Source organism: Polaribacter aquimarinus (assembly GCF_003129485.1).
Classification (GTDB): domain Bacteria; phylum Bacteroidota; class Bacteroidia; order Flavobacteriales; family Flavobacteriaceae; genus Polaribacter; species Polaribacter aquimarinus.
Map to the genome: position 1 here is coordinate 66948 of NZ_QFFG01000002.1, position 25591 is coordinate 92538.

General features: G+C 27.8%; 22 protein-coding genes. 7 read left to right on the forward strand and 15 right to left on the reverse strand.

The window, feature by feature from the left end; all coding sequences use genetic code 11:
* Positions 1–7 precede the first annotated feature (7 nt).
* Positions 8–865 (forward strand): DMT family transporter, encoded by an 858-nt coding sequence (locus DIS07_RS03790; RefSeq protein WP_109403909.1) that lies wholly within the window; start codon positions 8–10, stop codon positions 863–865.
* Positions 866–867: 2 nt separating this feature from the next.
* On the opposite strand, the gene DIS07_RS03795 is transcribed toward DIS07_RS03790, so the two are convergent.
* From DIS07_RS03795 to DIS07_RS03815, 5 genes are all read right to left on the reverse strand, one after another.
* Positions 868–1854: a S41 family peptidase gene (locus DIS07_RS03795; RefSeq protein ID WP_109403910.1), complete on the reverse strand. Its 987-nt coding sequence runs from the start codon at positions 1852–1854 to the stop codon at positions 868–870.
* A complete protein-coding gene (locus DIS07_RS03800) occupies positions 1854–2921 on the reverse strand; it encodes a hypothetical protein (RefSeq protein ID WP_109403911.1) in 1068 nt (355 codons plus the stop codon). The genes DIS07_RS03795 and DIS07_RS03800 overlap by 1 nt, the downstream gene beginning before the upstream one ends.
* Before the next feature lie 36 nt (positions 2922–2957).
* The gene (dprA, locus tag DIS07_RS03805) at positions 2958–4058 is read right to left on the reverse strand and encodes a DNA-processing protein DprA (RefSeq protein WP_109403912.1); all 1101 of its coding nucleotides are present in this window, start codon (positions 4056–4058) and stop codon (positions 2958–2960) included.
* Between the two features lie 108 nt (positions 4059–4166).
* Positions 4167–5594, reverse strand: a complete 1428-nt coding sequence (locus DIS07_RS03810; protein WP_109403913.1) for a T9SS type A sorting domain-containing protein — start codon at positions 5592–5594, stop codon at positions 4167–4169.
* A gap of 90 nt (positions 5595–5684) precedes the next feature.
* On the reverse strand, positions 5685–7439 hold the full coding sequence (locus DIS07_RS03815; RefSeq protein WP_109403914.1) for a LytR/AlgR family response regulator transcription factor: 1755 nt from the start codon (positions 7437–7439) through the stop codon (positions 5685–5687).
* A gap of 118 nt (positions 7440–7557) precedes the next feature.
* Between DIS07_RS03815 and DIS07_RS03820 the strand changes: the two genes are divergently transcribed.
* From DIS07_RS03820 to DIS07_RS03830, 3 genes are all read left to right on the forward strand, one after another.
* Positions 7558–8469: an HU domain-containing protein gene (locus tag DIS07_RS03820; protein ID WP_109403915.1), complete on the forward strand. Its 912-nt coding sequence runs from the start codon at positions 7558–7560 to the stop codon at positions 8467–8469.
* A gap of 72 nt (positions 8470–8541) precedes the next feature.
* Positions 8542–9051: an acyl-CoA thioesterase gene (locus tag DIS07_RS03825; protein ID WP_109403916.1), complete on the forward strand. Its 510-nt coding sequence runs from the start codon at positions 8542–8544 to the stop codon at positions 9049–9051.
* Between the two features lie 10 nt (positions 9052–9061).
* Positions 9062–9550: a mechanosensitive ion channel domain-containing protein gene (locus tag DIS07_RS03830; RefSeq protein ID WP_109403917.1), complete on the forward strand. Its 489-nt coding sequence runs from the start codon at positions 9062–9064 to the stop codon at positions 9548–9550.
* Positions 9551–9552: 2 nt separating this feature from the next.
* Here the strand turns inward: DIS07_RS03830 and DIS07_RS03835 are convergent, their stop codons facing one another.
* The 4 genes from DIS07_RS03835 to DIS07_RS03850 all read right to left on the reverse strand — a co-directional run bounded on the left by DIS07_RS03835 (position 9553) and on the right by DIS07_RS03850 (position 13553).
* On the reverse strand, positions 9553–10782 hold the full coding sequence (locus tag DIS07_RS03835) for a murein hydrolase activator EnvC family protein (RefSeq protein WP_109403918.1): 1230 nt from the start codon (positions 10780–10782) through the stop codon (positions 9553–9555).
* Complete coding sequence (locus DIS07_RS03840; protein ID WP_235869086.1) at positions 10782–11483, reverse strand: DUF4292 domain-containing protein; 702 nt, start codon at positions 11481–11483, stop codon at positions 10782–10784. The genes DIS07_RS03835 and DIS07_RS03840 overlap by 1 nt, the downstream gene beginning before the upstream one ends.
* A 72-nt stretch (positions 11484–11555) precedes the next feature.
* Positions 11556–12467 (reverse strand): tetratricopeptide repeat protein, encoded by a 912-nt coding sequence (locus DIS07_RS03845; protein WP_235869087.1) that lies wholly within the window; start codon positions 12465–12467, stop codon positions 11556–11558.
* Between the two features lie 69 nt (positions 12468–12536).
* Positions 12537–13553, reverse strand: coding sequence for a sugar phosphate nucleotidyltransferase (locus DIS07_RS03850; RefSeq protein WP_109403921.1), 1017 nt, complete (start codon positions 13551–13553; stop codon positions 12537–12539).
* Between the two features lie 292 nt (positions 13554–13845).
* Between DIS07_RS03850 and DIS07_RS03855 the strand changes: the two genes are divergently transcribed.
* On the forward strand, positions 13846–15708 hold the full coding sequence (locus DIS07_RS03855; RefSeq protein ID WP_109403922.1) for an ABC-F family ATP-binding cassette domain-containing protein: 1863 nt from the start codon (positions 13846–13848) through the stop codon (positions 15706–15708).
* Between the two features lie 265 nt (positions 15709–15973).
* Here DIS07_RS03855 and DIS07_RS03860 read toward each other — a convergent pair whose 3' ends face one another.
* Positions 15974–16690: a 3'-5' exonuclease gene (locus tag DIS07_RS03860; protein WP_109403923.1), complete on the reverse strand. Its 717-nt coding sequence runs from the start codon at positions 16688–16690 to the stop codon at positions 15974–15976.
* A gap of 93 nt (positions 16691–16783) precedes the next feature.
* Positions 16784–18976 (reverse strand): T9SS type A sorting domain-containing protein, encoded by a 2193-nt coding sequence (locus DIS07_RS03865; RefSeq protein WP_109403924.1) that lies wholly within the window; start codon positions 18974–18976, stop codon positions 16784–16786.
* Positions 18977–19185: 209 nt separating this feature from the next.
* Between DIS07_RS03865 and DIS07_RS03870 the strand changes: the two genes are divergently transcribed.
* Both DIS07_RS03870 and DIS07_RS03875 read left to right on the forward strand, forming a co-directional pair.
* On the forward strand, positions 19186–19881 hold the full coding sequence (locus DIS07_RS03870) for a response regulator transcription factor (RefSeq protein WP_109403925.1): 696 nt from the start codon (positions 19186–19188) through the stop codon (positions 19879–19881).
* A gap of 13 nt (positions 19882–19894) precedes the next feature.
* Positions 19895–20935, forward strand: coding sequence for a sensor histidine kinase (locus DIS07_RS03875; protein WP_109403926.1), 1041 nt, complete (start codon positions 19895–19897; stop codon positions 20933–20935).
* On the opposite strand, the gene DIS07_RS03880 is transcribed toward DIS07_RS03875, so the two are convergent.
* The 4 genes from DIS07_RS03880 to DIS07_RS03895 all read right to left on the reverse strand — a co-directional run bounded on the left by DIS07_RS03880 (position 20900) and on the right by DIS07_RS03895 (position 25545).
* Positions 20900–21958: a glycosyltransferase gene (locus DIS07_RS03880; protein ID WP_235869088.1), complete on the reverse strand. Its 1059-nt coding sequence runs from the start codon at positions 21956–21958 to the stop codon at positions 20900–20902. The genes DIS07_RS03875 and DIS07_RS03880 overlap by 36 nt on opposite strands.
* Before the next feature lie 170 nt (positions 21959–22128).
* A complete protein-coding gene (gene purD, locus DIS07_RS03885; protein WP_109403927.1) occupies positions 22129–23403 on the reverse strand; it encodes a phosphoribosylamine--glycine ligase in 1275 nt (424 codons plus the stop codon).
* A 47-nt stretch (positions 23404–23450) separates the two neighbouring features.
* Positions 23451–24188 (reverse strand): glycosyltransferase, encoded by a 738-nt coding sequence (locus DIS07_RS03890; protein ID WP_109403928.1) that lies wholly within the window; start codon positions 24186–24188, stop codon positions 23451–23453.
* A 1-nt stretch (position 24189) separates the two neighbouring features.
* Entirely contained in the window at positions 24190–25545 is a 1356-nt protein-coding gene (locus DIS07_RS03895; RefSeq protein ID WP_109403929.1) for an undecaprenyl-phosphate glucose phosphotransferase, read from the reverse strand.
* Positions 25546–25591 lie beyond the last annotated feature (46 nt).

Sequence of the window (25591 nt, forward strand, 5' to 3'; positions counted from 1 at the left end):
AAAAATTATGGAAAACAATCATATCAAAAATTTATCATTTTTACTTTTAGCTACTCTATTTATTAGCACTTCTGGAGTTTTGGGAAAATATATTGCAATGCCTCCAGAAGCTATAATCTTATTTAGAGCATTATTTGCTGCAACTTTTATCTATTTGTTTTGTAGAATTAAAAAAGTAAATCTAACTATTCACTCAAAAAAAGATAAAATCTCCTTTCTAATTAGTGGCTTTTTTATGGGAGCACATTGGGTTACTTATTTTTACGCCTTAAAACTTTCTAATGTTGCTATTGGTATGCTATCTATGTTTACATTTCCTGTAATGACAGCCTTATTAGAACCCTTTTTCGCAAAACAAAAACTAAATATTATCCACGTTTTATTAGCTCTATTAGTTTTGGTTGGAGTTTACTTTTTAGTTCCTGATTTTTCTATTGAAAAAGATGAAGTGAAAGGTATTTTATTTGGTGTTTTTTCAGCATTATGCTACGCCTTAAGAAATTTAATTACAAAAAAAAATGTAACCAACTACAATAGTAGCGCTATTATGTTTTTTCAATTAATAATTGTTACCGTTTTACTGTTACCTGTTTTGTTTATTAGTGATATTTCTAATTTTGGAAGTCAGTTTCCATTTTTAGTATTGGTTGCATTATTAACTACAGCAATAGGGCATACAATGCTAGTTAATTCGCTGCAGTATTTCTCAGTATCTACAGCAAGTATTATAGGAAGTATTCAGCCTATTTTCGGAATTATAATTGCTTATATCTTTATTAATGAAGTACCTCATAAAAATACTTTTATTGGAGGTAGTTTAATTTTATTAACTGTTGTTATTGAGAGTATTAGAAGTAAGAGATAAACTTATCTATTTTTAATCCAATCTGAAGCTACTTTTAAAGATTCTTTAGACAAACATGAAATATCAGGAGTTACTCCATCTTTTAATTTTTCTCTATTCTTATTAAGCATGTAAGAAGTAGCAACACCCAACAACGTTTTATCAGAAAAAGAATATAATTTAAGATTAGTTGTTAAGCCTGCAGTTTTTTCTCCAATAATTATTGAGCCTTCTTGAAACTTAAAAGATTCAGCAACAAACTCCCCCATACTCGCAGTATTTTGATTAACTAATACTACTATTGGTTTATTTTTATTCTTCAATTCGTTTTTATCAATTAATTTCAATTTCTGATTGCCATAAGAATACACCCCTTTTATCAATTTATGTTCCAAATAGTTTCCATTTATTTCTAATGAATAACCAATTATTGAGTCTTTATACAAATCTGATAATCCTAAAGAAATAGTACCTGCTAATCCACCTTTATTATTTCTTAAATCAATAATCCAACCCGATAAATCTTTGTTTTTATCAAGATAATGAATTGCTTTTTGGATTTTTCTTGAATATAATAAACTTAAACTATCATTAGCAGCAAAACCTAAAATTTTCATATAACCTATATCATCTCTAATAACTTTATGAGTTATTTTTGGAATTACAATAGAATCGTTTATTAAAAAATTTAATTTATGCTTTGATTTTCTTTTAGCGTAAAGAAAAAAACTATGTTCATCTTCAATTAAATAAAAAACATAATTTATTGCCTTAGTAACATCTATATTGGTTTTAAATACCGGAATGGAATCAGTTACTTTTTTTTCAATTTTACTCCAATCAAAATTATCTTTTTCAATATGATTTTCTTTAATAATATTGTAAAAAACATAGAACGATTTTTTAAAAAAGTATTTTGAATTTTGTTTTAAGCAAGATGCAAAAATTACTATAAGAATAAAGAAACAGACTGTTTTTAATACTTTGCTACATTTTTTTAACAAAAACATTAAAACAAATCTTTATTTCTAATATCTAAATAATTACGTTTTACAAATGCTAAAATAGTTTCTAAAACTTCACCCATTGATTTGCACTTTTTAAACTCTACGTCTCCTACATAAGCAATTAAATCTTTTTTTAGTTGCTCAACATTTTCTGGACGTGAAATTGCATCTTTTTTCATACAATCGATAAGCATTTCTGTTCTATTGGGTGTTGTAATCATTCTTTTAGCAATAAAAGAGCGTTCTTCGATTTTATATTGTTCAATAGAACTGTTTTGTAATTTCCTACCAACCATTTCAATAATTTTAAAATTTTCTTTCATAAATTGAAGGTTGTATACTTTTAGACTACCTTCATAAGATTGTTGATCAAAATCTATGGCTCTAATTTTATAAATAATTTTATCAAAATCATGAATAGGTGTTATAACATAATTGTAAGAACGCATGTCTCCTAATAACCGAATCATGCAACGTTCTTTAAACTTTACAAATTCTTTAGCAATTTGAGATTTTTCTGAAGACGAACATTCTGGAAGAATGTTATTGATAAAATCATCACCAGGAATTCCTGAAATATGCTCTTCTATTAATGTATCTTTATATACCAAATAATTGATATTATATGGCGATAATAAATGTTCTAGCTCCAAACCATAAACACGCGAAGCATCAGCTTTTTTAATATAGAAATACGTAAAATTATCATTTAAAATATTTCTAATTTTAATTCTAAAAGGCTTTGAGTTTCCAAAGGTACAGTAATCAATTGCATCTACATTTAAAAAAGGAATTGTACTATCGTTACCATCAGAATGTAAAATGGTGTAGATTTTTTTAAGGCTTCTATCTATTTCTTTTCTGTCCCACTCAGAATAATATGTTCTTACCCAAAGAGTGTCTTCATCGTTCTTATCATATACAGAAACTGACCCTTGAAAACGTAATAAATCGTTGTACAAAATGCTAATTTTTGTACTCCTTTTATATTTGGTTAAAAACGTATCAAGTTCTTTACTGATTGGAAAAGTAGGTTTCTTTTTTGATATTAACTTTTGATTTGTAGGCATTCTTTGAAAATAGGTGTACTACAAAAATAAGGATATTTAGGCTATTTCAAACATCTTTCCTTGCAAAGGTTTTACAACTCCCTTAAGTTCCATTTTCAATAAAATAGAGGATAATTGAAAAATGGGGATATTACATTCTAAGGAAATTACATCTAATAATTGCACACCTTTATCATGAAGCAAATTATAAATCTTTTGTTCATTTTCATTTAATTCTACAAATAATTGTTTTTGAATGGGTTTTGGTTTTTCTTGAATGTCCCAATTCAACATCTTTACAATATCAAATGCAGAATTTAATAAATGTGCTTTGTTATTTTTTATTAAATTATTGCACCCTCTACTATATAAATCAGTTGTTCTACCTGGAACTGCAAATACATCTCTATTGTAAGAATTTGCAATGTCTGCAGTAACTAATGAACCTCCTTTTTCTGCTGATTCTATAATTATTGTTGCCTTAGAAATTCCTGCAACAATTCTATTTCTTTTTAAAAAATTTTCCCTTAAAGGTTTTTCTTCACTCCAAAATTCTGTTAAAAAACCTCCATTTTCATTTACTTGATGAATATACTTCTTATGCACTTTAGGATAAATTTGCTCAAAACCATGTGCTAAAACAGCAATGGTTTGCAAATTGTTATCTATGGCAGCTTTGTGTGCGCAAATATCGACTCCGTAAGCAAAACCACTAACAATTATTGGATTGTATTGTACTAATTCTTTAATCAAATCATTGCAAAAACTACGTCCGTAAGAACTTACATTTCTTGTACCAACAATTGAGATAATTTTGTTATTTGAAAAATCTAAATCCCCATCTTTAAACAACAAAATTGGGCTATCTATACAGTTGTGAAGATTTGAAGGATAATCATCTTCTAAAAAATAAGAAAAAGCAATTTTTTTATCTTGAATATACTTTAATTCTTTTTCGGCTAATTGTATGTTTTTAGTATCAAAAAGATTTTTTAAAACGTGTGAACCTATTCCATTTATTTTTGATAAAATAGCAAGTTTTTCTTTAAAAACCTGCTCAACATCACCTATGTTAACAATAAGTTTTTTGGCTAAAATATCACCAATAGCTTTACATTTTTGCAGTCTTAAAACAGCAAGTAACTTTTCTTCTTTCATCTTGTAGCAATTGCTTACAAGATACAAAAGTTAAAAGAATATTTTTTTTGAAAAGCTACTTACTGAACCATTATCGTTTTGATAAAAGAATTTTTAGTTGAGGGAAATTTAGTTTACGATAATTTTTTTATGTATAATTCTATTTTTTAAATTGGTAATTTTTAAAAGATACATTCCTTTAGAAATTCCCTTTAAAGAAATGGTTTCTTGTTGTGAATTCAATATATTTTGTCCTTTTAAATTATATAAAGCAACATTTTTTATTTGAATTCCGCTTATAGTAATTTGATCAGAAGCAGGATTTGGATATAAATTGACTTTAGCCATAAATTTATCATCTATAGACAAGACTGAGTTAAAACTATACGCTCTAACACCCCCAAAGTCTTCTGTACTTAAATTAAAATCTGAAGCTCCAGCTACTAAATTTCCATTTTTAACTTCTACAGAAGATCCTATATTATCACCAGAAACATCTCCAGTAATAGTAGTTCCAACCTGAGTCCAAGAACCATTATTGTATTTATACAATTGAATATAACCTTTGTTGTTATCCGCTACTCTTGAAGCGACTGAGACTAAGTTTCCCGTATTATCTAAATTAGACGTCAAAATATCACTATTCATTCCAGTAATATCATTCCCTAATTGCATCCATTGCGTTCCGTTAAATTCATATACTTTAACAACTCCTTTTACTTTAAAAGATATTCTGTTTCCATCATCATTTATACTAACATTTGTTAATCTATCATTATCTGAAGCTCCAATAATATCAGAACCTACTTTATTCCAACCTCCGCTTACAAAGTCGAAGACTCTTACTAAACCTTTGTTAACTCCACCAGAATCAAATCCTGATCCACTAGCTACTATTCTATTTCCGTCTTTACTAATATCTACTGAATCACCAAAATTATCGTTAGCCATATCACCATCAATTTCACTACCCATTTGGTTCCAATTTGTACCATCGAAACTATACATTCTAATATGACCATTACTAGCAAATTGATTACCAGTATTAGCATCATTAAAAATAGCTCCAACAATAATTTTTGTTCCATCACCGTTAATAGCAATTCTTCCTCCAAAAGTATCTCCATTAGTTTCTCCTACAATATCATTTCCTATTTGAACATATTGTCCTGATGAAAATTTAAATACTTTTACATAACCTGGGCCTGTATAATTCCCATCACCCAATTGCGTAGCTCCAACTGCAACTGTATTTCCTACTTCATTCATTGCAACTGCAACTCCAAAAGTATCGCCATCAGAATTTCCTAGCAAATCGTTTCCTAATTTTACCCAATTGTTGTTTTGTAGGTTATAAATTCTTGCAAATCCTTTTTGATCTCCACTATATTGATATGGAGCAGAAGATATTAAATAATCTCCATTATTATTAATAGATGCTTTTTGACCAAAATTTGCTTTTGCTTCAGAAAAAACAATTTTTGCACCAATTTGATCTTGAGAAAATGCATAAATTGTTAAAAATAATAATACGAATGTGTGTAATTGTGTTTTCATAATTTAATGGTTTTTCATTAAAAGTATTTGAAAAACTTAATAAAATAAGGTTCTTGGGACGAATGACAAGTATTTGAGTACGAATTACAATTACACCTTTAAATTAGTTTTAAAAGTTCTAGAGACAGGAATTTCTATATTGGGTTCTAAAATAACTGAATTGCTATTTATTACCTTAATAAAATTTTTATTTATAATATAAGATCGATGTGTTTTGATGAAATTTGGAGGCAATTGCTCTAAAACATTTTTTAAATGATTTCTATCTAACATTTTTTTATCTTTATAATAATACTCAACATAATTTCTTTCTGCTTTTATATATTTAATATCATCTAAATAAATTTTTTGCTTATTACTTAAAATGATGTTTTTCCTTTCAACTTTCTTTATAATTTCTTCTTTTTCCTCTTCAATTATTTTCGATTTTTTATCACTCTTTTTATATGCTTTAAAGTAATAAAATAGAAAGGCTAATAAAATGAATGAAATAGCAATAATTGAAAACAAATTATTTTTAATTACTGAAAGTGTAGCACTTAAAGTTGAATTTTTTTCTTGAAGACTTTCTACCTCTTCTCTATATTTAATAATATTTACAAATGCCTCTTTTTGATTAGCAATTATTTGCTGTGTAATTCTGTTTGCATAGGTTTTGTATTTGATACTTTTATTTTTATCAATGTCTATGTAGTGATTAGAAAGTGCATCATAACTAAAATACACATAATCTAAAAACTGAGTAGTATCTACTTGTTGCAAATTATTTTCTAATTTTTCTGCATAAAAAACTGCTGAATCTTTTTGATTACTCTTGGTAAAATAATCTAACAAGTAATTATGTACATTTAAAGCCACAAAAGATCTTTTGGTTTTATAAGCTACGGGTTTAAATTTTAAAGAATATAATCGATATGAAGTAAGATTATTAGTAGATTTTGCTATTTCACAAAGTTGTTCATATTTTGAAAAAACGATTCTTGCATTCAAACTATCACTAATAGAATTTAAAACATTTTCTCCTTTTTTATAACTCGTTTCGTGAATGTAAAACTTTGCTAGATATAATTTTGCGAAGGGTAAAATATCTAAAATATCATTCTCTATCATATAAATTTCAGCTTCTTTAGCTTTTTTTATTAATGGAATAACATCTTTAGACTTTATTGGTCTTGGAATTAGTTGATAAGAAATATCTAATTCTGTAATTTTTGCTGAGGCAACCTCTTTTGAATTATTGCTTTTTTTAGCATATTTAATTTCTAGGTTATTATAATTTAATGCTTTTCCTAACTCTTTTCTATTTCTATGTAATAACGAAATTCTACCTACTAACTCTGTAATTATATCATATTTCTGAGTTGTTTTAATCTCTTCATAAAGATTTTTAAATTCTAACAATCCTTTTTCTGATGAAATTTTTCCTTGACGAATGCTATAATAAATTTCTCTGATTTTAAATTTCAGAAAATCATTATTAAGCTTAGAAATATTTTTCTCTTTAGCTAACTTTAATCCTTTTCTAAAAAAATAATACACAGTTGTTGTATCTTGTTTTACAATAGCTGCATTAATTTTAGATGTAAAACTTCTGATAATTAATTTAGGAACCTTAGATTTTTCAGCATAAAAAACAGCAGAGTCTGCATATTTTTCTTGATTTTCTGTTAATTTTAGTAAACCTGATTTTTGAGATAATTGGTTATACAAAATACTTCTAGTAGAATCGTATTTTGTTTTTTTTAATGCTTCTAATTTTTCTTGAATAACAGTGTTTTCTTCTATAGTTTGAGAATGTAAAGTAACATTCCATAACAGTAAGAAAAATATAAAATACCTTTTCATAGAAATTATTATTTAGCTAAAATAATGATTTTTAATTCTTTAAAAGTAAAACTTAAATTGTGAATAAATTATTTACAATTATTTAAAATGGTATTGCTATTTTTTTAATTTTGTTATAATGACAATAGCGAATTACATAAACGATTTATTATACAGATATGACTGTGTAATTGTACCTGACTTTGGAGGTTTTGTAACCAATAGAGTTGGTGCAAAATTAGATAACTCATCTCATACCTTTTATCCACCTACTAAACAGATTTCATTTAACAGTCATCTAAAACATAACGATGGTTTATTAGCCAATTATATTGCCTCTTCAGAAAACATTTCTTTTGAAAAGGCTTCTACCGCTATATCTTTGTCAGTTATAAAATGGAAAAACGAAATTCAATCTAACACCATTCTAATTGATAATTTAGGAAGTTTATCCTTGAACGAAGAAAAACAAATCATTTTTGATCCAAATTCTAAAGTTAATTATTTAACTGAATCATTTGGTTTAACATCTTTTAACTCTTCAGAAGTATCTAGATATAAACAAGAAGTAAAACCTTTAATTCCTGCTGTTCAAAAAGAAGACAAAAAAGGAATTCCTGTATTTATAAAATATGCTGCCACTGCTGCAATTTTATTAACATTAAGTTTCGTTGGCTATAATGGCTATCAAAATAATCAACACAAAAAAGTTTTAGCAGAACAAGAAAAAGCCTTAGAGAAAAAAATTCAAACAGCAACTTTTGTTATTTCTAATCCTTTACCTACAATCAACTTAAATGTTACTAAAGCACCACAAAAACCTTTTCATATAATTGCTGGGGCTTTTCAGTTTAAAGAAAATGCTGAAAAAAAAGTAAAGCAGTTAAGAGCAAAGGGTTTCGATGCTAAAATAATTGGAGTAAACAAATGGGGATTAACTCAAGTAACTTTTAATAGTTACTCCAATAGAAGAGATGCAACCAACAACTTGTATAGAATTCAAGATACTGTTTCTGAAGATGCTTGGTTACTGATTAAGAAATTAGACTAATTTTTCTTTCTTTCTGTAGTTACATATTACTTTTATAATGAGTGATGCTTATCTTTGTAAAAATATTTTTTTATGGAAGCAAAAACCCCTAAAGAATCTTTAACGGTACTAACAGATTTAGTTTTACCTGGCGAAACCAATTATTTAGACAACCTTTTTGGTGGTGAATTATTAGCAAGAATGGATAGAGCTTGTAGTATTGCTGCAAGAAGACACTCTAGAAGAATTGTAGTTACTGCTTCTGTAAACCATGTCGCATTTAACAAAGCCACTCCTGTTGGAAGCGTTGTAACTATAGAAGCAAAAGTATCAAGAGCTTTTAAATCTTCTATGGAAATTTATGTAGATGTTTGGATTGAGGACAGGCAATCAGGTTTAAGAACAAAAGTAAACGAAGGAATTTACACTTTTGTTGCTGTTGATGAAACCGGAAAACCAGTTGTGATTCCTCAAATAATACCAGAAACAGATTTAGAAAAAGAACGTTTTGATGGAGCTCTAAGAAGAAAACAATTAAGTTTGGTCTTAGCCGGGAAATTAAATCCAAATGATGCTACTGCCTTAAAAGCATTATTTAGTTAAATTTACAAGTATGGAAATAGACAATCATAAATTAATTTATTCAATTGCAATATTAGTTGTTGCATTTTTAGTTCGTTTAATTATTTCTAGTTCTCTTCGAAAAATTCGTATAAAGTTTGGTTTTCAAAAATCGAGAATTGTAGCAATTAATAAAATTATTACCATTTTACTTTATGTAACTGCAATTACCATAATTGCATTTATTTGGGGGGTAAGCGATGAGCAATTTCTATTATTTGTTTCTTCTTTTTTAACAGTTCTTGGAATTGCTTTTTTTGCACAGTGGTCTATTCTTTCTAATATCACCGCTGGTGTAATTTTATTTGTAAATTATCCTGTAAAAATTGGTGACACCATAACTATTATGGAAAAAGACAACGATATTGTTGGTGAAATTAAAGATATTGGTGCTTTTTTTATCACTTTACAAACTAAAAAAGGAGATTATATTAGTTTGCCAAATTCTCAAATTTTACAAAAAATGATAAGATTTAAATAAACTTATCTTTTTAACATCCAAGAGGCTGGATTTAATCGGGTTGTGTTTTTAAATAACACAAAAATAAGTTTTGTTTTGTTTGATATTTTGTCTGTAAATATTTCACCTAATCTTTGACCTGTTTTTATATTATCTCCTTTTTTAACATTTGTTTCTTCTAAATTATTATAAGAAGATATATAATTTCCATGTTGAATTAATACATTTTTCCTTCCTTCAGAACTTACCATAACATTCAATACTATTCCCTTAAAAATTGCTAAAGCATTGTTTCCTTTTTTTGTAACAATATGCAAACCTGTGCCATTAATTGTTATTCCTGGAAATGTAGGATGTGGTTGTTTACCAAAACGTCTTACTACTAAACCTTCTTCCACTGGCCAAGGCAATTTACCTTTATTCAATTCAAATTTTGCAGCCAAAGCTTTGGCTTCTGGACTCAATAAAAACTCATTCTTTTTAGATGATTTCGATTTTAGTTTTGTTCTTGCTATTCTATTTGCTCTCGCAATTTCTGCTCTAATCAATTTATCTATTCTGGCCGTTAATTTTTTCTCGGCCTTCACTTTGTTCTGAAGTTCTTTTTTGTATTTATTCTCCTTCTTTTTTATAGTAGAAATTAACTTTTCCTGCTTTTTCTTATCGGTTTCTATTTCTGCTTTTTGCTTTTTTTCCGATAAAATTAAAGTATCTTTTACTCTCTTTTGATACAATAATGAGTCATTTAATTTTTGAATGATATTGGTTTGTAAAACAATTTCTTCTCCTTGTTTTTTACGAAATTTAGTATACTGTTTCATATACTCCAATCGTTTATAGGCTTGATAAAAATTCTGAGAAGACAACAAAAACATTGTTTTACTTTGTTGAGACTTGCTCTTGTAAGATTTAAAAATCATATCTGCATAATCTTTTTTTAAATCTGCTAACTTTTTACCTAAATTTTTAATTTTAGTTTCATTATTTAAAATTTCTTTAGATAATATAGTAGCCTCAGAATTAATTGTGGCAATTAATTTAACTCTAACATTAATCTTCTTATTAATGTCTTTTAAATCTTCGAGAGCGTTTTTTTCTTTCTTCTTCTCATTAAAAAGCAAGTTATTTACCTGCTTCATTTCTAAATTCAATTTTTTACGTTGTGCTTCTAATTGCTTTCTGGTTTGTGCAGAAATAGAAAAAAAACCAATTGATAAAAATAAAATTAATATGTAAAAACTTTTATTTGTCATTACAGCTTAATTTGTTTATATCCTTTGGGTATAGAAAAATTCGTGTCAAAATTAGTATCAAACACAACAGACTTAAGAATAAAATCAATATTAGTAAATTTATTCGGTTGCTTCGCTTTTATTTTAATTTCTGATGGAAAAATAGTATTATCGACTACATCATAAGAAGGATAAATAATATCTAAACGTTTATTTTTTTCTGCATCCACTATAGATTGTTTATCTAATTTGAAGTGCGAGGGATTTATGGTGAAGAAAATATTAAATAATTTTGCTTGTTTCTCAGGAGACAAAATATACGAGTTATCAGCAATAGTAACATTTTGTTTTACTTCTTTTACATTTAATAAAGATTGACCTAATAATAAATTTTGGAGCTGATTAAAATTAATATCTGTACCCAATAGTTTTTTTAACATGGTAAAATCACCTTCAAAATAGTTCTTAGCATAAGGAGAGTAATAACTCACAGATGTTGGTGTAATTTTAGCTTTAAAAATCGTAATAAATTTGGTTCCTTTTAACCAAATAATCTCATCCTTTTTCATTCTTAAGCTAACAGAAATACTCTGTTTTAGCTTTCCATTATTAAAATTAGCTTTTAATTTGGCATTTACCGTTTTTTTATCAAAATTAGAAGCTATATGTTTTCTTGCTACTTTTTTTGCAGACATTTCTTTAGCAATACTACCAGAGCTCATTACATTTCTTTTGGTTTTACAGGAAGCAAAAACAATAAAAAAAACAATGAAATATTTTACAAACCTCATGTATTAGATCTTTAGTTTTTTAAACTTTTCTTGATACTTTTTTTCTTCTTTACTATTTCCTAAACTTTTATAAGACTTTATCATTTCTTTATAAAAATCTCCTTCCATTTTGTCCTCAACTACAAAATCAATACCATTTTTTAAAGTAGTTAACGCTTTTTTATATTTTTTCTGATAATTTAATGCTTTTGCTTTCATCAAATAAACATAGGGTTGAGCGGGAAAAAGCTCAATTCCTATAGTAGCATATTTTAATAATTCTTTGATATTATTGGCTGAATTCTTTAAAATTTGTTTTAAAATAGGGTAAGATTTATTTGTTTTAAATTGATCTATTAATGGAGTTGTATCTTCTGTTTTTTCTTCTGATACTGATTTTCCTTTTCTTTTTTCTAAACTTTTTTTTATCCTTTTAAAATTTATTGGAAGTACATTTTCTGTTTCCATATCATCCATTAAAGAAATTGCTTTTTTATAATCTCTATTTTGCAAATATAACCTAAGTAAAAATTCTCTTTCTTTAGAATTTTTAAGCACCAATCTTTGTTGAACCTTTATCGCATCTCCAAAATCTCTTCTTTTAATATGAATTTTAATTAAATGCTTTTGCATCCAAATATTATTTGGGTTTTTCTGCAAAGCTCTATTAATGTATTCTTTTGCAAGTACTGTTTTATTTAACTGAAGGTAGTTTTTTGAAAACTCAAAAAAAACAGAGGCATCATTAGCTAAAATCTGATTACAACTCTCTAAATTTTCAAGAGCTTTTTGATAGTTTCCAATTGATTTATGAGATAAAGCTTTAAAAAAAAATTGTTGAAATTTTAATTCTTTTTCTTCAGTTAAATCTTTGGCTTCTGGAATGCTATCTTGAGCAAAACTATTATAAGAAAAGAGAATATAAAACAAAGACAAAAGAGACAATTTTAAAATATAAAGTTGTCTCTCTTTTCTTATCTTTTGTTTCTTTATTCTGTAAATCATTTATATTAATTCTGTATAATCACCAATACTTACAGAAGTATATTTACCATTATATTTTGCATGATTGCCTATCATAGCGTTATCTAAATCGGCATTTGAAATTTTAACGTTATTTTGAATTAATGAATTTACTATTGTAGAGTCTTCTATTAAACTATCTGCACCTATTGAAACAAAAGGGCCAATTTTTGAATTATTCAACACTACATTTTCTCCAATATAACAAGGTTGTATGATTTCTGAGTTATTCAAAACCACATTATCAGCGACTAAATTATTCCCTGCTTCTTGTTCGAAAGCTAACACCTTTTTATTGGTATCTACTGTTGGGTCTTTTTTACCGCAATCCATCCAAGCATTTACTTTACCTGGAATAAATTTTGCACCTTGTTGCTTTAAAGATTCTAGAACGTTAGTTAATTGAAATTCTCCGTGCTCTTTTAAATCGTTATCAATTAAATATTTTATTTCCTCACGAACTTTATCACCATCTTTAAAATAATAAATCCCAATAATAGCCAAATCAGAAACAAATTCTTTAGGCTTTTCAACAAAATCTGTAATGTAACCCTCATTTAATTTAACCACACCAAAAGCACTTGGATCATCAACTTGTTTAACCCATATTGCTCCATCTGCATTAGCATCTAATTTAAAATCGGCTCTAAATAAAGTATCTGCAAAAGCAACAACACAAGGACCACTTAATGATTTTTCAGCGCAATAAATAGCGTGAGCAGTACCCAAAGCTTCTTCTTGCACATAAACTGAACCTTTGGCTCCTAATTTTTCAGCAATTTTAATCAATTTAGATGATGTATCCGCAGGAAATCCTTTAGCAGAAGGCCCAATAATAAAAGCTATTTCTTCTATTTTTTGATTAACAACCGAAGTAATATCTTCTACTAGGCGTTGTACAATTGGCTTTCCAGCTATTTCAGTTAATGGTTTAGGAACAGTTAATGTGTGAGGTCTTAAGCGAGACCCAATGCCCGCCATTGGTACTATTATTTTCATATCTTTTTTATTATCAATAATATGGGTGCAATATAGCATTAATATAGAGATTCTAAAAATTTAGAATTACTAAAACTAACCATTTTTAGTGAGTTCACTCACTGTTTTTGGGGATATAGAAATTTCACTGTTTTTGGGGATTGACAAGAGGTTATATTTACCCTATTTTTACAATATCATAGTTCCATTTAATTTTAAATCCCCCTAAAATCTTCCCTATAAATTAAATGATATCAAAACCCAAGTTTAAGCTTGGGTTTTTTGTTTCTTTGTAAAAATTAAATTTATTTCTGTGAATTATTTATCAATAGAAAGTATTTCTAAAGCTTATGGTGAACGTGTTTTATTTGAAGACATTTCCTTTGGAATTAATAAAGATCAAAAAGTAGCTTTTGTTGCCAAAAATGGAAGTGGAAAAACTTCCATTTTAAATATAATTGCAGGTTTAGATGTACCCGACTCTGGACAAGTTGTTAGTAGAAAGGGTATTTCTATTGCTTATTTAGCTCAAAAAGATGATATAAACCCAAATTTAACCATCGAAGAAACCATTTTTGCTACTGATAATAAAATTCTCTCTATTGTTAATCAATATGAAAAAGCACTTAAAAACCCTGATGATGCAGATGCTTATCAAGTTGCTTTTGATTTGATGGATCAATACAATGCTTGGGATTTTGAAACGCAGTACAAACAAATTTTATCAAAATTAAAATTAGAAGACCTAACTTTAAAAGTAGGAAAACTATCTGGTGGACAAAGAAAACGTCTTTCTTTAGCCATCGTCTTAATTAATAAACCCGATTTATTAATTCTTGATGAACCTACAAATCATTTAGATTTAGAAATGATAGAATGGTTGGAAGCATTTTTTGCCAAAGAAAAAATCACCCTTTTTATGGTTACTCACGATCGTTATTTCTTAGAACGTGTTTGTAATGAAATTTTAGAATTAGATGAAGGAAAAATATATAAGTATAAAGGAAATTACTCGTATTACCTTCAAAATAAAGAAGAGCGTTTAGCTTTAGAAGCAACAAATTTAGGTAAAGTTAAAAGTTTGTTTAAAAAAGAATTGGATTGGATGCGAAAGCAACCTAAAGCAAGAACAACAAAATCTAAATCTAGAACAGATGATTTTTACAAGATTAAAGAAAAAGCACATCAACGTAGAAAAGACCACCAAGTTCAACTAGAAATTAATATGGAACGTTTAGGAAGCAAAATTTTAGAGCTTCATAAAGTCCATAAATCTTTTGGTGATTTAAAAATTTTGGATGGTTTTGACTATGTTTTTAAACGTGGAGAACGTATTGGAATTATTGGTAAAAACGGAACAGGAAAATCATCATTTTTAAACATTATTACACAAACCTCTCCTATAGATGCTGGAAAAGTAATTTTAGGTGAAACTGTAAAATTTGGATACTATACTCAAGCAGGAATAGAAATAAAAGAAGGACAAAAAGTAATTGAAGTCATAAAAGAATTTGGAGAAGAAATACCTTTAACAAAAGGGAGAAGAATATCTGCATCACAACTTTTAGAACGTTTTCTATTTGACAAAAAAAAACAATATGATTTTGTTGAAAAACTCTCTGGCGGTGAACAAAAAAGATTATACTTGTGTGCCGTTCTCATACAAAATCCAAATTTCTTGATTCTTGATGAGCCCACTAACGATTTAGATGTTGTTACACTAAATGTACTAGAAAACTTCTTGTTAGATTATCCAGGAAACTTAATTGTTGTTTCTCACGACCGTTATTTTATGGATAAAATTGTCGATGCTCTTTTTGTTTTTAGAGGTAATGGAGTTGTAGAAAACTTTCCAGGAAATTATTCTGATTTTAGAACTTATGAAAGCTCTTATCCTTATGAAAAAGAAACTGTAAGCGAAGTCAAAATTGAAAAAGAAGAAAAGAAAACTTCTAAATCTAAACTAAGCTATAATGAAAAAAGGGAGTTTGGTGCTTTAGAAGCCGAAATAGAAAGACTTCAAAAAAAGAAACTAACTATTGAAACTCAATTTTTAAATGTTGAAATCGCTCCTGATGACATTGCCAAAAAATCTGAAGAATTACAAGAAATTATTAATAATTTAGAACAAAAAGAAGAGCGTTGGTTTGAGCTTTCAATGAAAATGGAAGAGTAAAATGGATTTTTTTGCACTTTATCTATTAATTGGTTTAATTTTAGTTTTCCTTTTTCTATCAAAACTAAGATCAATAATAAAAATTTTACTATTTCTAACTTAATATATTTCTCCTCTTTAGTTTTTTTCAAAATTGATTGGTTTTTTAATGAAGAATTAAAAGATGGTAGAGTAACTGGGAAGATTTTTATTTTGTTCTATATCATCTTTCTTATAAGTATTAGTTTGATTCTTATTGTAAAAAAAATAATTAAAAAATCACCTTTTAAACCCTAACTATATCTTTTTCTTCTAACAATTCTTGATTATTAAAGCGCAATAAAATTTGAGCTACCGCAATTGTATCTTTTTCACAATAATTAACGATTCTCTCTAAGTTTTTTTCTTCATAGTACACCATTGCAACTTCACTGCCATCTATATCATCTTTTGGTGACGGAATCCCTAAAATAGAAGTTAATAATTTAAGCGATGTATAGTGTTTATAATCTCCAAACTTCCATAGCTCTAAAGTATCAATATGAGGAACTTCCCAAGGTTTTTTACCAATTAAATTAAGTTTTTTAGGCAGGTCTATTTGATGAATAATCATTCTTCTGGCTATGAATGGAAAATCAAATTCTTTTCCATTATGAGCACAAAGAACATTACTTTTCTTTACAAAATGTTTATCTAATAAAATTTTAAAATCTGTAAGAATTTTGCGCTCGTCATCACCAAAAAAGGAAGTAATTCTTAATTGTTTTTTGTCTTTAATCGTAACAAAATAGCCAACAGAAATGCAAATAATTTTTCCAAACTCTGCCCAAATTCCTGCTCGATTATAAAAATCTTCAGCAGAAATATCGTCCTTACGTTGATATTGTGTTTTTTTGCTAAAAAGTTGTTGAGTTTCTTTAGAAAGTTGATTCCAATTTTCTATTTCAGGTACTGTTTCAATATCCAAAAAAAGGACATCACTGAGATTTAATGATAGGTTCATAGCATTATTATTTCTTTTTTTGAGGTAAGATAATAAAAATTAAAGAGCCTCGAAATTATCGAAGCTCTTTTAAATCTATTTAATTTTAATAATTTATTGAATTACTAATTTTTTAGTAGCAGTTTTACCATTTTCCTTTACTTGTAAAATATATACTCCAGAATCTAACTCAGAGACATCAATATATTTCTTTGTTCCAGTAAAAATTGAAGACAATATTCTTTTTCCTAAAACATTAAAAATATGAACTTCTTTAGAATTAGAACTTAAACTTTTTAGGGTAAGTATATTATCTGTTACAGGGTTAGGGTATAATGCGAATCCATATGTAACATTATTATTAATTGATACTGTTGCATTAGAAGTAACCTCTTTCCACGAAGTTCCAATCCTTAATTCATCAAAATCTATAGTTGGTGTTTCAGAATCTGAATCTTGTCTTAAAAGAAACCTACCTATATTTGATGCCATTTCATTTCCTGTAGCTGTGACACTAGCGCTTTTTGCTGGAGGTGTATTTGTTCCAAAAGAACTTGCATCAGGAACTACCCATAAACTTGCAACGTGATTACTAAAATCATAAGAAATAACTGCAAAAACCGGTTCAGCTAAATTTGCTGTAAAATTTCTGCTATATGCCACAGTGCTTGCTGTTCCGTTAACGCTAACTCCTAATTGAAAAGTTAAACCTTCGTTTGTTCCTCCTGCTGTTGGATCTTTAACCCAAAGTCTCGTTTTAAAACTTCCAGATGCTTCAGTTAAAACAGCAAAATAGCCACCATTTGCATTTGATTTAAAACCATCCATATTGGTTATGTGAAACAAGAAAGAAGCATAGACAACTCCGCTTGCTTTGCTTTCAAAACCAATAAAAGGATCACTTCCTTTACCATCTAACCTAACAAAATTACCTGTAGGATCAGGTAAATCATTAGATCCATAATAATTTCCTAAAATTGGATTGCCAAATCCATCATCATTCTTTATAACTTGAATATCATTTGTTGGATTTGATGTACTCGCGTCTTTCCATAAAGAATTAGAAATTAAATTTTGATTCTCTGAATAGGAAAATGTTTCGAATATCGGAAGCGGATTACATATTGGACTAGTAATATTTCTTGTAAAATCACAACTACTTTTACTTGCATCACCTATAACTTTTACAGTTATATTTGTACCTTCAGGTATTCCGCTTATAATTATAGATCCTGAAGAAGAAGAATTCGGATTATCACCAGCAATTACACCCACATTATTATCTTTATCATCTTTTGCCGTAATTGTATAGTTGGTACCTGTGTTTCCATCATTAAAACTCATTGAAACTGAATATGTATCAGTTTCTTTAGTTGATAAATCGCATGATGCTGTTGAATCCCCTAATTGAATAAGACACGGAAGTTCGACAGTAAAAGTAACAGAATCTGATACTGGAGAACTCAATGGGTTTCCAGAATTGTCAACCAACTCCATAAATACTGTATAAGAATTACCTGGTACAACTGTAATAACTTCATCAGCTACATTAAACTTATCTGCTTGAGCAACTCCATCAATTTTCCACTTGATATACCCATCTCCTGATCCATTTGCTGCAACATTAAAATTTGATACCCCAATTAAAAGACTAACATTAGTAGTTGCTGATAATTTAGTACCATCAAGAGGAGAAGCTATTTTTAATGATGGTTTTGATGTTGCTGTCATTTTAAAAGTACCAAAAGGAACTAAAGATTTTAAGGTTGTTCCGCAAGTATTATCTAAAAGGTTTTTAGCTCCTATTATCCAATTAGAAACATCAAATGTACCGGCATTTGGAGTTGCACCATCTTTTCTATAGTAGTAAGTGTCTTCGTGTTCCCATGGTTTACCAGAACCATCAACATTTTCTTCACCAAATCGATCTACAACTGTATTTGACGCATTGACTATTTGAAAAGCATCATCACCATTACTGCTAATACCACTATTCTGAATTACATTGGTATTAATTCCAAATTCAAAATCAAATAATGTACTATCGTTAGTAACATAAGCAAAAGCGTCTGTTATTGTTCCTAAATTTGTTAAGCTAATATTAGAGGTATATCCACCACCATTAGACTGCCTTTGAAGCTTCCAATCTGTAAGATTTACAGTTCCGCTTACATAAATTTCAACCGCTCTAGGTTTAGCACCAGTACAAGTAGCATCTACATATCCTGTTAAAAATACTTGCTGTGCAAAAGAAATTGAAAAAAAACTAAGCGTTAATAATAAAGTAAAAAAGTATTTTTTTTTCATAAAAAAGAATTTAAGTTGATTATATAGGTAAATATAAGTAATTTTTGAGTTGATTTCTTATTGATATCTGATTAACAAATGGTTAATTGCCAAAAAATTAAGTTATATTAATGTTAACCAAAGACTATAATGATTAAATGATTGTTAAGGAGTTGTTTTGATAGTATAATTATTACTATTTTTGATGTTAATCATATTTTAATCTGTTTATGAATAAAAGAGATATTAAAATACTATTAGTAGATGACGAACCAGATATCTTAGAAATTGTAGGCTATAACCTGAAAAGTGAAGGTTATCAAATTTTTACAGCTAACAATGGACAAAAAGCTATTAAATCTGCTAAAAAAAATATTCCTCATCTAATTTTATTAGATATTATGATGCCAGAGATGGACGGGATTGAGGCCTGCGAAAAAATTAGAAAAATAAAATCTTTAGAGAATGTTATTATTGCATTTTTAACTGCAAGAGGAGAAGACTACTCTCAAGTAGCTGGTTTTGAAGCTGGTGCAGATGATTATATTACCAAACCTATTAAACCAAAGGTTTTAGTTAGTAAAGTAAAATCTCTTTTACGAAGGTTAAAAACTAAAAAAGAAGGTGAAGAAATTTTTAAAATTGGTGATATAGTTATCGATAGAGATGAATATGTTGTTTATAAAGCTGACAAAAAAATATCACTCCCTAGAAAAGAATTTGAACTTTTTTCTCTTTTAACCTCTAAACCTGGTAAAGTATTTAAAAGAGAGGTAATTTTAGATACGGTTTGGGGCAATGAAGTTGTAGTTGGTGGAAGAACAATTGATGTTCATATTAGAAAACTTAGAGAAAAAATTGGCGATAATCACTTTAAAACTATTAAAGGTGTAGGGTATAAATTTGTCATAGAAGGAGCTGATTAATAGATTTACTTCAATGAAATTTAGAAAAACATATTCATATGCAATTTGGTCTGCAGCTTATTTAACTCTTTTATCAATTATAATTGCAGGAGTATCTTATTTTTTTATTGCTAAACATTCAGGAATTGGTGTAGTAATTATTTCTATTATAGCTTTATTTATTATATCTTTTTTTATAATTCAATATAGAGCAGAGCATTTCATTTACAGACGTTTAAAAAAGATTTATGACGATGTTTCTTTTTTAGATACCAAAGACTTGCGAAGCGATTCTGTGACAACAGACATTGATAAACTCTCTAAAAAAATGCAAAAATTTGTTGAGGGTAAAAGATTAGAAATAAAAAGTTTAACTGAAAGAGATTCTTTTAGAAGAGATTTTTTAGGAAACGTTGCACACGAGCTCAAAACTCCTTTATTTACTGTTCAAGGATATATATTAACTTTATTGGAAGGAGCTATTAATGATAAACATATAAGAGCCAAATATTTACAAAGAGCTAACAAAGGTGTTGAACGATTAGTTGCTGTTATTAAAGATTTAGATATGATAGCCAAGTTAGAAACCGATGGTATGAAATTAAATATCGAAGTTTTTAATATTTTAGAAATTATTCAAAATGTTTTTGATTTGTTTGAAATGAGAGCAAAAAAAAGAAACATTACTTTGAAGTTTGATAGAATTTATGAATTCCCAGTTTTTGTAAGAGGCGATATTGAAAAAATAGAACAAGTAATAATTAACTTAGTCGTTAACTCAATTAAATATGGTAAGCCTAATGGCACTACAACAATTGCCGTCGATACTTATAATCAAAATAAATTCATTATCAAAGTAATTGATAATGGTGAAGGAATTAAACAACAATACTTATCACGTTTATTTGAACGATTTTACAGGGTAGATCAAAGTAGGTCTAGAGAACAAGGGGGCTCTGGTTTAGGATTATCTATTGTAAAACACATTGTAGAAGCTCATAATGAAACCATACTTTTAAAAAGTACTTTTGGAAAAGGGTCAGAGTTTTCTTTTACGCTTGAAAAGGCTAAATAAATCTTTACTTAATTTTGTTTCTTCAGATTTTAATCCATCATAATTATCAACCTCTAAAAGTTTTTCTTTTGAAAAACCTTTTAGAGTAGAAAAAGGTGCGATCTTCTTATTTTCCAAATGCTTAGCTAAATATTCTTGTTCTGGTTGATTTTTGGTTGGAATAAAGAATACTTTTTTTTCCAAAACAGCTAAATCCATGATTGACGAATAACCAGATCTACAAACTATAATTTTACTTAAATTAAGTATTTTTTCAAGTTGGTTGGAAAGTAAATAATTGTAAAAAGTAATATTTTCTGAAACCCATTTTTTTTGCTCATCTTCTACTTTTCCTAAAACAAAAACGATAGTTCTGGTATCATTTCTGAATTCTGAAATTAATCTGCTTTCTATTAGAGTTCTGTTAGGTTCTGGACCAGATAATAAAACCAAAATATCGATTTCTTTCTTGAAGTATTCTTTTTGAAATCGACTTAAGACACCTATGAATCTTACGTTCTTATATTTATTTATTGATGTTAATCTACCAGAAAACTCAGATCTTATATTGTCGGGTACCCAACACTCATCAAAATTTCTAATAATTTTTTGGTGGAAATAACTTGTAATAAAAGTCGAAAAACCTGAGAATACTTTTATTTGGTGAGTTAAATAAATGGATGGAACTTTATTACTGAAAACCCCAAATCTGTTATCAGAAATTATACCAACGACATCGTTATTTTTATCAATAAAATTTTGAATACGTTTTTTTTCTTGTTGAACAACTTTATAAATTCTTGGAAATTTTAAAAGTAATTTTAACTTTAAATTTTTTCCATAAGAAATTTGATATGATGGAAGTTCTAAAGACTCTAAATTAGGAAATTCCTGTTTTAAGAACTTTAAAGCCTGCCCATCTGAAGCTATTATTGGTTGAAAACCGTTTTCTAATAACGCATTAATAAGTGGCACGCAACGTGTTGCGTGACCTAAACCCCAGTTTAAAGGTGCGATTATTATTTTTTTGCTGATAGGTTTCATTTTTATTTCAATTTAAATCTACCTATTTTTTAAATAATAACTTTTACAATAAGGGCAAAAAATTGGTTGTTAAATAAGCGTGTTAAGGATTGCAATGACATCCTTTTTTTCTTTTTCTGAAAAAAAAGATATAATGGAAAGCCCATTAAAACGCCCAAATAAAAATACAATTATGTTAAATCAAAACCAATATCTTTTCTATAATTCATTTTATCAAAATGAATCTTATCAATACTTCTATATGATTTTTCTAAAGCCTCTTCTATAGTATCACCAAAAGAGGTAATTGCCATAACTCTACCCCCATTTGAAACTACCTTGTTATCTAAAATTGTAGTTCCTGCATGAAAAACAGAAGATTCTTTTACGTTTTCTAAGCCTGTAATTTCTTTATGTTTCTGATATGCCTCTGGATACCCTCCAGAAACTAACATTACTGTTGTTGCAGTTTTAGAAGTAACTTTAAAACTTTTTTCATCTAAATTTTGATTTGCAACTCCATCAAACAACTCAAATAAATCTGATTCTATTCTTGGCAACACAACTTCGGTCTCTGGATCTCCCATTCTTACGTTATACTCTACCACAGATGGATTACCATTATCGTTCATTAACCCAATAAAAATAAAACCTCTATAATCAATTCCGTCTTTTCTTAATCCTTCAATAGTAGGTTTTACCACCAATTCTTCTACTTTATTTAAAAAAGCATCATCTGCAAATGGTACAGGAGAAATGGCTCCCATTCCTCCAGTATTTAAACCAGTATCTCCTTCGCCAATTCTTTTATAATCTTTAGCTGAAGGTAAAATTTTATAATTTTTACCGTCGGTTAACACAAAAACAGACAACTCAATTCCTTTTAAAAACTCTTCGATAACTACCGTTGACGATGCATCTCCAAATTTTTGATTGGAAACCATTTCTTTTAATTCTGCTTTAGCCTCTTTCAAAGAATTTAAAATTAGTACTCCTTTACCAGCTGCTAAACCATCTGCTTTTAAAACATAAGGAGGTTCTAAAGTTTCTAAGAATGCAAAGCCTTCAGTTAAGTTCTCTTTTGTAAAGGATTTGTATTTCGCTGTTGGCACATTATGCTTTTGCATAAATTGTTTCGAAAAATCTTTACTTCCTTCTAAAGTTGCTCCATCTTTTTTAGGACCAATTACAGGAATGTTTTTTAAATCATCATCTGCCAAAAAGAAATCATGAACACCTGCCACTAAGGGTGCTTCTGGCCCAACAACAACCATATCTATTCTTTTTTCTAAGACTGTTGATTTAACAGCATTAAAATCAGTTGGGTTGATATTAATATTGGTCGCTATTTTAGCTGTTCCAGCATTTCCTGGTGCTACAAAAAGTTGGTTTATTTTTTTGCTTTCAGTTAATTTTAAAGTAAAAGCATGTTCTCTACCTCCAGAGCCTAAAATAAGTACATTCATTGTGATTTCTTGTTATGACTGCAAATATATTTTAATTTATCTTGATATTAGAATCCCCACTTTAAAAAATACTTTATTGCAGAAGAAAGGTGATAAAAAAATAGTTTTAAATGTTTTGAAGAACCTTTTTGATGTTGATGAATAATTTTAACTTTAGGAAAATACAACTTCTTTTTTCCTAATTTGTCTATTTTTCTGCAAATATCAGCGTCTTCCATATATAGAAAATAGCGCTCATCAAAACCTTTTAAATTTTGTAAATCTTTTGTTTTAAATAACATAAAACAACCGTGAATAAAATCAGGATAAAACGGTTGTTCTAAATTTTTATTTCTATACTCGTTTTTAAAAACTTGTATTTTAAATATATTTAACCTTCTATTGATTAGGTCAAAAAAAGAAGGATGTCTTCTGCAAATATGTTGCAATTCTTTGTTTGGATAAATTACTTTTGGTGAAATAAAAGAAACATCAGGTTTATTTTCTAGTTCAAGTATTAAATCTGGAATCACATTAACAGAAAACTCAACATCAGGATTTAAAATTAAATGAAATTTTGAATTTATTTTATTTAAAATCAAATTATGTGCACTACCGAAACCTATATTTTTTCCGACAAAAATATATTCAACATCATCATTTACATAAATATCTTTTAGAACATTTGTTTTGGAATTGTCTATTAAGTATAATTTTTTTTGATGTTGTATTTTTAAAAAAGAATCAATAGTTTTTCTAAGTATTTCTATGTCATTATTAAATAATACTATGGAAGCAGTTATCATTTTAATAAGCTTTTTCTTCTCCTTTAAAAACGTTTAAAACAGTTTGAATAATAATTTTAATGTCTAAAAAAAATGACCAATTTTCTATATAAAAGATATCAAATCGAACTCTATTCTTTATGTCGGACTTCTTTTTTATTTCACCTCTATAACCACTAATTTGAGCTAAACCTGTAATTCCTGGTTTAACAATATGTCTTTTTAAATAATCTTCTACATCTTTTTGATATTCAAGAGATAAACTTTCTAAATGTGGTCTAGGTCCTACTACACTCATATCTCCCTTTAAAACATTAAAAAACTGTGGTAATTCATCCATACTTGTTTTTCTTAAGAAAGCACCAACTTTAGTAACTCTACTATCATTTTTTGTAGCATGGACTTTGTCCGACATGTCATTAATTTTCATAGACCTGAACTTATAACAAACAAACTCTTCTCCATTTAAACCTTCTCTTTTTTGTTTAAAAATTAAAGGTCCTTTAGATTCTAGCTTTATTAAAACCCAAATAACAGGAATTAGCCAAGATAAAATAAAAAGAATTACAAGTATTGAAAAAACGATATCAAAAACTCTTTTTATATAGAAATTTTCAGCAAATTCAAAAGGCAGTTTATTGACATTCAATACCATTAGAGCATCATCGTAAAACTCAACACTTTGATTTTTACTATACAACTCATTGGTATTTGGAATCAATTTTAATGCAATATTTTTTTCTATAGCAAACTTATTTATTTTTTTTATTTGTTCTTTACTTAACACAGATAATGAACAATATATTTCATCTACAATAGTTTCTTCTGTAAAGTTATATACATCTTTAACAGTACCTAAATAGTGCTTATTTCTGCTTGTTCTATCTGAAAAAAAACCTAAATATTTATATCCTAAGTTAGATTTACTCTGAAAAAGGTTAATGATTTTTTTTGAAGAATCCCCGAAACCAACTACAATAGTTGTCCTAAAATTATTACCTAAAGACCTGTAAGTCTTTAATAAGAAAAAAGAAATGAATTTTAAAAAGCTAATACTCATAATAATTAGCGATAGAATTAAAAACTGGTTATGAACAATATCTCCTTCTCTAAAAATCCCAAAATAAGCAAAATAACCTAAGATAAATATTAAGAACTGTTTTCCTAAAAGTGTAAAAAGTCTTAAGAACCGAGTATACCTGTATACTTTATAGAAACCAAAAGTATAGGAAGTAATTAGCCAAAAAATAGAAATGTAAGATAAAAATGAAATATTAAGATATTGTTTATCATATATTAAATAAACAATTAAGTTTATTAAAAGAAGATCTAAAATTACTTGAAGAGGTCTTATAAAATGAGAATATCTTTTTTTCAATCCAATATTAAATTTAAAACAAAGGTATTAACTTTAAAATTAAATA

Excerpts from the sequence above, each read along its gene's own strand:
- DIS07_RS03790 (WP_109403909.1), top strand. The coding sequence starts at position 8 with ATGGAAAACAATCATATCAAAAATTTATCATTTTTACTTTTAGCTACT.
- DIS07_RS03795 (WP_109403910.1), bottom strand. The coding sequence starts at position 1,854 with ATGTTTTTGTTAAAAAAATGTAGCAAAGTATTAAAAACAGTCTGTTTC.
- DIS07_RS03800 (WP_109403911.1), bottom strand. The coding sequence starts at position 2,921 with ATGCCTACAAATCAAAAGTTAATATCAAAAAAGAAACCTACTTTTCCA.
- dprA (WP_109403912.1), bottom strand. The coding sequence starts at position 4,058 with ATGAAAGAAGAAAAGTTACTTGCTGTTTTAAGACTGCAAAAATGTAAA.
- DIS07_RS03810 (WP_109403913.1), bottom strand. The coding sequence starts at position 5,594 with ATGAAAACACAATTACACACATTCGTATTATTATTTTTAACAATTTAT.
- DIS07_RS03815 (WP_109403914.1), bottom strand. The coding sequence starts at position 7,439 with ATGAAAAGGTATTTTATATTTTTCTTACTGTTATGGAATGTTACTTTA.
- DIS07_RS03820 (WP_109403915.1), top strand. The coding sequence starts at position 7,558 with ATGACAATAGCGAATTACATAAACGATTTATTATACAGATATGACTGT.
- DIS07_RS03825 (WP_109403916.1), top strand. The coding sequence starts at position 8,542 with ATGGAAGCAAAAACCCCTAAAGAATCTTTAACGGTACTAACAGATTTA.
- DIS07_RS03830 (WP_109403917.1), top strand. The coding sequence starts at position 9,062 with ATGGAAATAGACAATCATAAATTAATTTATTCAATTGCAATATTAGTT.
- DIS07_RS03835 (WP_109403918.1), bottom strand. The coding sequence starts at position 10,782 with ATGACAAATAAAAGTTTTTACATATTAATTTTATTTTTATCAATTGGT.
- DIS07_RS03840 (WP_235869086.1), bottom strand. The coding sequence starts at position 11,483 with ATGAGCTCTGGTAGTATTGCTAAAGAAATGTCTGCAAAAAAAGTAGCA.
- DIS07_RS03850 (WP_109403921.1), bottom strand. The coding sequence starts at position 13,553 with ATGAAAATAATAGTACCAATGGCGGGCATTGGGTCTCGCTTAAGACCT.
- DIS07_RS03860 (WP_109403923.1), bottom strand. The coding sequence starts at position 16,690 with ATGAACCTATCATTAAATCTCAGTGATGTCCTTTTTTTGGATATTGAA.
- DIS07_RS03865 (WP_109403924.1), bottom strand. The coding sequence starts at position 18,976 with ATGAAAAAAAAATACTTTTTTACTTTATTATTAACGCTTAGTTTTTTT.
- DIS07_RS03870 (WP_109403925.1), top strand. The coding sequence starts at position 19,186 with ATGAATAAAAGAGATATTAAAATACTATTAGTAGATGACGAACCAGAT.
- DIS07_RS03875 (WP_109403926.1), top strand. The coding sequence starts at position 19,895 with ATGAAATTTAGAAAAACATATTCATATGCAATTTGGTCTGCAGCTTAT.
- DIS07_RS03880 (WP_235869088.1), bottom strand. The coding sequence starts at position 21,958 with ATGAAACCTATCAGCAAAAAAATAATAATCGCACCTTTAAACTGGGGT.
- purD (WP_109403927.1), bottom strand. The coding sequence starts at position 23,403 with ATGAATGTACTTATTTTAGGCTCTGGAGGTAGAGAACATGCTTTTACT.
- DIS07_RS03890 (WP_109403928.1), bottom strand. The coding sequence starts at position 24,188 with ATGATAACTGCTTCCATAGTATTATTTAATAATGACATAGAAATACTT.